General features: G+C 71.1%; 7 protein-coding genes and 1 pseudogene. All 8 read left to right on the top strand.

The features are described 5' to 3' along the window. On the top strand, window positions 1–945 hold a 945-nt coding region (locus MFF42_RS15170), incomplete at its 5' end, for a molybdopterin-binding domain-containing protein (RefSeq protein ID WP_238256484.1). Continuing rightward, a complete protein-coding gene (locus MFF42_RS15165; protein WP_238256483.1) occupies window positions 939–2,582 on the top strand; it encodes a formylmethanofuran dehydrogenase subunit A in 1,644 nt (547 codons plus the stop codon). The genes MFF42_RS15170 and MFF42_RS15165, both read left to right, overlap by 7 nt. A 177-nt stretch (window positions 2,583–2,759) precedes the next feature. Beyond that, window positions 2,760–3,695, top strand: a complete 936-nt coding sequence (gene fhcD, locus MFF42_RS15160) for a formylmethanofuran--tetrahydromethanopterin N-formyltransferase (protein WP_238256482.1) — start codon at window positions 2,760–2,762, stop codon at window positions 3,693–3,695. Between the two features lie 10 nt (window positions 3,696–3,705). Further along, window positions 3,706–4,506, top strand: a complete 801-nt coding sequence (locus MFF42_RS15155) for a formylmethanofuran dehydrogenase subunit C (protein ID WP_238256481.1) — start codon at window positions 3,706–3,708, stop codon at window positions 4,504–4,506. A gap of 72 nt (window positions 4,507–4,578) precedes the next feature. Beyond that, entirely contained in the window at window positions 4,579–4,872 is a 294-nt protein-coding gene (locus MFF42_RS15150) for a type II toxin-antitoxin system Phd/YefM family antitoxin (protein WP_238256480.1), read from the top strand. Further along, complete coding sequence (locus MFF42_RS15145) at window positions 4,869–5,318, top strand: hypothetical protein (protein ID WP_238256479.1); 450 nt, start codon at window positions 4,869–4,871, stop codon at window positions 5,316–5,318. The genes MFF42_RS15150 and MFF42_RS15145 overlap by 4 nt, the downstream gene beginning before the upstream one ends. 153 nt (window positions 5,319–5,471) lie before the next feature. After that, window positions 5,472–5,678 carry a hypothetical protein gene (locus tag MFF42_RS15140; RefSeq protein WP_238256478.1) on the top strand — a complete coding sequence of 69 codons (207 nt, stop codon included), beginning with the start codon at window positions 5,472–5,474 and terminating at the stop codon, window positions 5,676–5,678. Window positions 5,679–5,783: 105 nt separating this feature from the next. Next, window positions 5,784–6,396, top strand: a pseudogene (locus tag MFF42_RS15135) (sensor histidine kinase); the annotation flags it as partial.

The raw sequence follows: 6,396 nt of genomic DNA, 5'->3' as shown, positions 1-6,396 counted from the left end.
GCCTACCGGCTGGCCGAGACGCTCGGCGCCTCGCTCGATCCCGTTTCCGGCCCGAGCCTCTACGCCGAACTCGGCGCGCTCAGCGCGGGCGGCATCATGAGCACGACGCGGGCCGAGACCATCGGCCGGGCCGACGTCGTGCTGATCCTCGGCAACCGCCCCTGGGACGGCGACCTGGTCGGCGCAATCGCCGCGCCCCCGAGCCGCGGACGCGCGGCGGGCAGCGAGCGCGCCCTGCTCTCGCTCGGCGGTCCGCAGAACGGCGCGATCCGCCACGTCGCCTACACCGCCGATGCCGGCGGGCTCGCGATCTCGCTGGGTCACCTGCGCGCCTTCGCCAAGGGCCATCTCGCCGGCGAAGAGGCCTTCACCGACCTCGCCCGGCGCCTGTTTTCCGCGCAGTACGGCGTCGTGATCTACGATCCGGAGGAGGTGGGCGAGCTCGGCGTCGAGATGCTCCAGGGCCTGATCCGCGACCTCAACGAATCCACCCGCTTCTTCGCGCTGACGCTGGCCGACCCGTTCCAGGGCCGTGCCGCCGTGCAGCTCTCCGCCTGGACCACGGGGCAGGCGCCCCGGGTCGGCTTCGGCCGCCATCAGCCCGAGCACGATCCGTGGCGCTTCGACAGCGCCCGGCAGATCGCGGCGGGCGAGGCCGACGCCGCCCTGTGGCTCGCCTCGCTCCCCGCCCCGCGCCCGGCCTGGCTCGGAAGCCTGCCCACGGTCGCCATCGTCGGCGAGGGCTCGCCCGAGGCCGCGGGCGAGACCGCGGACATCGTCATCACCGTCGGCGTGCCCGGCCAGAGCGTCGGCGGCGCGCTGTGGAACGAGCGGCGCGGCGTCATCGCCTATGCCGAGCCGAGGGCTCAGGCGGAGACCGAGACGGCGGCCGGCGTGCTCGCCCGCATCCGCGACCGCCTCATCGAGAAGGGTGTCTCATGCTGACCCGCATCCACGGCGGACGGGTGATCGATCCCACGGTCGGGCGCGACAGCGTCGGCGACGTCTGGATCGAGGACGGCCGCGTCGTCGCCCCCTCCGAGCGCGCCCCCGATCAGACCATCGACGCCACCGGCTGCGTGGTGATGGCCGGCGGCGTCGAGGTCCACTCGCACATCGCCGGCGGCAACGTGGTGATGAGCCGCCTGCTCCTGCCCGACCTCTACGTCAGCGAATCCGCGCCCAACGGCCACCCCTTCGCCCATGCCGGCGGCTCGGGCAGCTGGATCGGCGCCAACTACGCGCGGATGGGCTACACCACCGCGGTCGAGCCGGCCCTGCCGCCCTCGAACGCGCTCGCGACCCATCTCGAACTCGCCGACATCCCGCTGCTCGACCGCGGCGGGCTCGCCGTGCTCGGCAACGACGACCACCTGCTCCAGCTCCTGCGCGACGGCGAGGGCCGCCAAGCGGTCCGCGACCTCGTGCAGCAGACGCTGGCCCATTCGCGGGGGCTGGGCGTCAAGTGCATCAACGCGGGCGGCGCCTCGGCCTTCAAGGACGGCGTGCTGAAGCTCAGCCTCGACGACGAGATCCCCTGCTACGGGCTCTCGACGCGCACGATCATGTCGGCGCTCCTCGACGCGGTGGAGGAGATCGGCGTGCCGCACCCGCTGCACGTCCACTGCAACAATCTGGGGCTCCCCGGCGCCGACGACTCCCTCGTGGCGACGCTGGAGGCGGCGGAGGGCCGGCGCATCCACTTCGCCCACGCCCAGTTCTACGCCTACGGCGTCGCCGACCCCGAGAACCCGATGACCGGCGGCTTCCGCTCGGCGGCCGAGCGGATCAACGCGGCGATGGAGGCCCATCCCAACGCGACCTACGACGTCGGTCAGGTGGTGTTCGGCCAGACGGTGACGATCTCGCTCGACATCCTGCGCCAGTTCGGCGGCCGCAAGGGCGCCAAGCCGAAGAAGTGGGCGCTCTCGGCCGGCGACGCCGAGGGCGGCGGCGTGGTGCCGTTCCTCTACCGGCCGCGGGGACCGGTCTCGTCGCTGCAATGGGCGATCGGCCTGGAGCTGATGCTCCTGTCGTCCAACCCCGAGCGCACCATCCTGACGACCGACCACCCCAATGGCGGCGTCTTCACCGAGTATCCGCGCATCATCCACCTGCTGATGGATGCCGAGGAGCGGGCGAAAGAGATCGCGACGCTGCCGGCGGTGGTCGGCGAGCGCTCCGGCCTGCCGAAGATCGAGCGCGAGTACACGTTCAGCGAGATCGCCCAGCTCACCCGCTCCGGCCCGGCCAAGCTTTTGGGGCTGACCGACCGCGGCCACCTGCGCGAGGGCGCCAAGGCCGACGTCGCGATCTACCGCGACGACAAGGACCGCACGGCGATGTTCGCGCGGGCCAAGCTGGTGCTGAAGGACGGCCGGCCGATCGTCGAGGACGGCGAGGTCGTGGCGTGGTTCTCCGGAAAAACGCTCTCGCTCGACGTCGAGGCCGATGCCGGCATGGAGAAGCGGGCCGAGAGCTACCTGCAGGACCGCTTCGGCGCCGGGCTCGACACCTTCGCGGTGCCGGACGCGGCGTTCCCCGAAGCGCAGACCTTCGAGGACGTGGCATGCCGGGCGTGACCAGAATGAACAACCCTCCCCCCTCCGCGGGGGAGGGTGCCTGCGGAGCAGGCGGGAGAGGGGCCGGCTCAGGTCCCTCCGGAACCGGCGCTCCCCTCTCCCGACCCCTGCTGACGCAGGGGCCACCCTCCCCCGCAGAGGGGGGAGGGGTTCCCCGTCCCGAGATCGATGGCTGAGATGGCTGACCTCATCCTCAACGGCATCAAGGTCGAGGACACCTTCGCCGAGGCCTTCGACGTCGCGGGCACCGCGATCATCGTCACCAACGACACGCCGAAATGGGCGATGATCGCGGCGACGGTGATGACGGGCTTCGCCACCTCGGTGATCGGCTGCGGCGCCGAGGCCGGCATCGATGCCGAGCTCTCCCCGGAGGAGACGCCGGACGGACGCCCCGGCGTGCGCATCCTGCTGTTCGGCTTCGAGCCGAACGGACTGAAGGAGCAGCTCCTGAAGCGGGTCGGCCAGTGCATCCTGACCTGCCCCGGCACCGCCTGCTACGCGGGCGTGGAGGGACCGCACAAGATCAAGCTCGGCGGCGCGATCCGCTATTTCGGCGACGGCTTCGCGGTCGCCAAGCGCCTGCCCGACGCGCAGGGGCGGATGCGCCGCTACTGGCGCATCCCCGTCATGGACGGCGAGTTCCTCTGCGAGGATTCGACCCGCGCGGTGGACGGCGCGGTCGGCGGCGGCAACCTTCTGTTCCTCGGCCGGGTCCATTCCGAGACGCTGAAGGTCGCCGAGATCGCGGTCGAGGCCGCCAAGGCGGTGCCCGGCGCGATCCTGCCCTTCCCCGGCGGCATCGTCCGCTCCGGCTCGAAGGTCGGCGGGCGCACCAAGGGCATGATGGCCTCCACCAACGACGCCTACTGCCCGACGCTCAAAGGCCGGGCCGGCTCGGCGCTGCCGCCCGAATGCGGCGTGGTGCTGGAGATCGTCATCGACGCGCTGACCTCGCAAGGCGTCGCCGAATCGATGCGCGCGGCGCTCCACGCCGCCACCGAGATCGGCGCCAAGCATGGGCTCGTCGCCGTCACCGCCGGCAATTACGGCGGCAATCTCGGCCGGCACCACTACCACCTGCGCGACCTGCTGGAGAAACCCGCCGCATGAGGACTCCACGATGAGCACGCTGAGACTGCGCGGTGATCTGCCGGAGCGGGTCGATCTCCTCAACATCACCCCGCTCGCCCTGAGCGGGCTGTCCGAGGCGGAAGCCGGCAAGCTCGCCATCGGCACCAGCCGCCGCGGCCTGACGCTCGGCGACGCGTTCGAGATCCGCCTCGACGGCTCCGACAGCCTCGTGATCGAGGGCGGCTCGTCCCGGCTCGACCGGGTCGGCGCGGCGCTGTCGCAAGGATCGATCCGGGTCGAGGGCGATGTCGGCCAGCGCCTCGGCGAGGGCATGGCGGCGGGCACGCTGACGGTGACGGGCTCCGCCGGCCCCTATGCCGCCACCGGCGCCACCGGCGGCACCATCACGATTCGAGGCGATGCCGGCGACCACGCCGGCGGCGCGGTCTACGCCGCCAAGGCCGGGCTCGACGGCGCGACCCTCGTCATCGAGGGCGCGGCCGGCGACGGTCTCGGCGACCGCATGCGCAAGGGCCTGATCCTGGCGGGCTCGGCGGGCGCCTACGCCGGCTCGCGCATGATCGCGGGCACCATCGTCGTCTCCGGCGGGCTCGGCGACCATCCGGGCTACGGCATGCGTCGCGGCACGCTGATCGCCGGCAGCCACGGCGCGCTGCTGCCGACCTTCGTCGAGACCGGCACGCCGGATCTGGTCTTCGTCCGGCTGCTGGCGCAGAGCCTCAAGCGCCTCGGCGCGGCGCAGGCCGGCCTGCTCGGCGGCACCCTGCGGCGCTACTCGGGCGACCTCGCGACGCTGGGCAAGGGCGAGCTGTTCGTGCCGGCTGCCTGAGGGCGGAGGCCGCGGCCTCCGACCTTGTGCACGCCAATGTCTCCCGTACAGTCAAGGGAAACGGAGGCGTTCATGACGGCGACGGTGACGGCGTCCGAAGCGCGGAAGAATTTCGATCTCTGGCACGACCGTTCCCGGACGGAGCCGGTGCAGATCACTGAGCATGGGCGGGAGACAGCCTATCTCGTCTCCGCCGAAACGTTCCATGAGCTGTGGTCCTGCTACCGCAAGGCGGTCGCCATCGGTGACCTGTCGGATGCCGAGATGGCTTTGATCCTGGCATCCGATGTTCCCGAAGAGCACGCCTACGAGATCTCCGATCTCGACGAGGCGGGGGATGCGACGAACCCGAAGCCTGGAGCGTGACGCTCCCCGAGGATCCGCGTCCCGGTCTCGTTCTCTGTTACGCTTACCTTTGGAAGCGTGAATTCGAAGCGGGCCTGCGTGAAGGCCGTAAAGATCGTCCCGTCGTGGTCGTCCTGGCACGCCGCGACCTCGGCCCCTCGCGGGTCATCTACGTCGCACCGGTAAGCCATTCCGCCCCGGCCGCAAGTCACGAGGCCGTGGAAATTCCGGCGGCCGTCAAGCGCCATCTCGGTCTCGATGACGGGGCTTCCTTCATTTCGGCAACCGAGATGAACGTATTCGTCTGGCCCGGCCCCGACCTTCGTCCGACCTATCGCCCGCTTTCCGGCAATCTCGATGCCGTCCCATGCCATTGGGGCTACTTGCCGAGAGGCCTTTTTCAATCCTTGAAACTTGCCATTGCGCACAATCGCGGGCTGGGCACGGCCGGCATCATCAAACGCTGACCCCGCGGTCACAGAGACGTCATCGGCGGCTATGCCGGCATCTTGGACGAAAGCCCTTGCCGGCCTGCCGGATTCTCCCACCTTGCCTCGAACCGAGGCGCAGGACCCCCGTCCGACCCAAGTCGCTGCGCTCCCTCCGAGCCGAGGCCGCGCATGTTCCTGCTTCTGTCCGTCTGCCTGATCGCCCAGCCCGCGAAGTGCCACGAGGAGCGGATCAACCTCTCCTACGACAGCCCGAACACGTTCATCTGCCTGCGCAACTCGCAGAGCACGCTGGCGGCGTGGCAGGAGGAGCATCCCGACTACCACGTGAAGAGCTGGCGCTGCGCGCCCAAGGGCAGCCTGCCGAACGATCTCTAGGACCGTTTGCCCGGCGGGCCGGGACAAGCCGGCAAAGAGAACCGGCTTGAGGCGCCGCCCCGGCGGTGACATGGTCCGCCCGCCGCCGCGGCGGAGAGGGAGACCATGCGCTCGCTGAAAGTCCGGTTCGCCCTCTTGCTCGGCGGCACGGCGCTGCTCGCCCTGCTGGCGGCGGCCGGCGTGCTGTGGTCGATCCGGCTGACCGAGAACGTCATCGACCGGACGCTCGCCGCCCAGCACCGGCTGGAGCTTCTCGCCGAGCTCTCCGGCCGGCTGGCGCAGTACGGCTTCGCCGCCATCGAGAGCATCGGCAATGCGGACGCGCCGCCCGAAGCCCTGTCGGTGACCCGCGACCGGGTCGATGAGGCGCTCAACCGGGTCGACGACGCCCTCGGCGCCGGCATGGCGACCAGCACCAACCTGGAGGACCGGATCCAGTACGTCGCCCGGACCCGGCCGCTGGCCAACGTGCGCGCCGCCCGGGCGATGCTCGACCGGCAGGTCACCCTGGTGCGGCGGGAGAGCGATCCCGACCGGCGCAAGACCGCGATGCAGGGGGCGCTGAACGCCTTCGGCGCGATGACCGGGCCGCCGCTCTCGCTGCTGGTGGAGGCGGAGCGGCGCAGCATGAATGCGGGCTCGGAGGCCGCCGCGACCCTGTCGCACCGGCTGACCGCCGCCGCCCTCGCGGCGGTGGTGCTGGCGCTCGCCTTCGTCG

Source organism: Methylorubrum podarium (genome assembly GCF_022179745.1).
GTDB lineage: Bacteria > Pseudomonadota > Alphaproteobacteria > Rhizobiales > Beijerinckiaceae > Methylobacterium > Methylobacterium podarium.
Note: the sequence above shows the minus strand (reverse complement) of the source record. Positions and strands in the feature narration are given on the sequence as shown.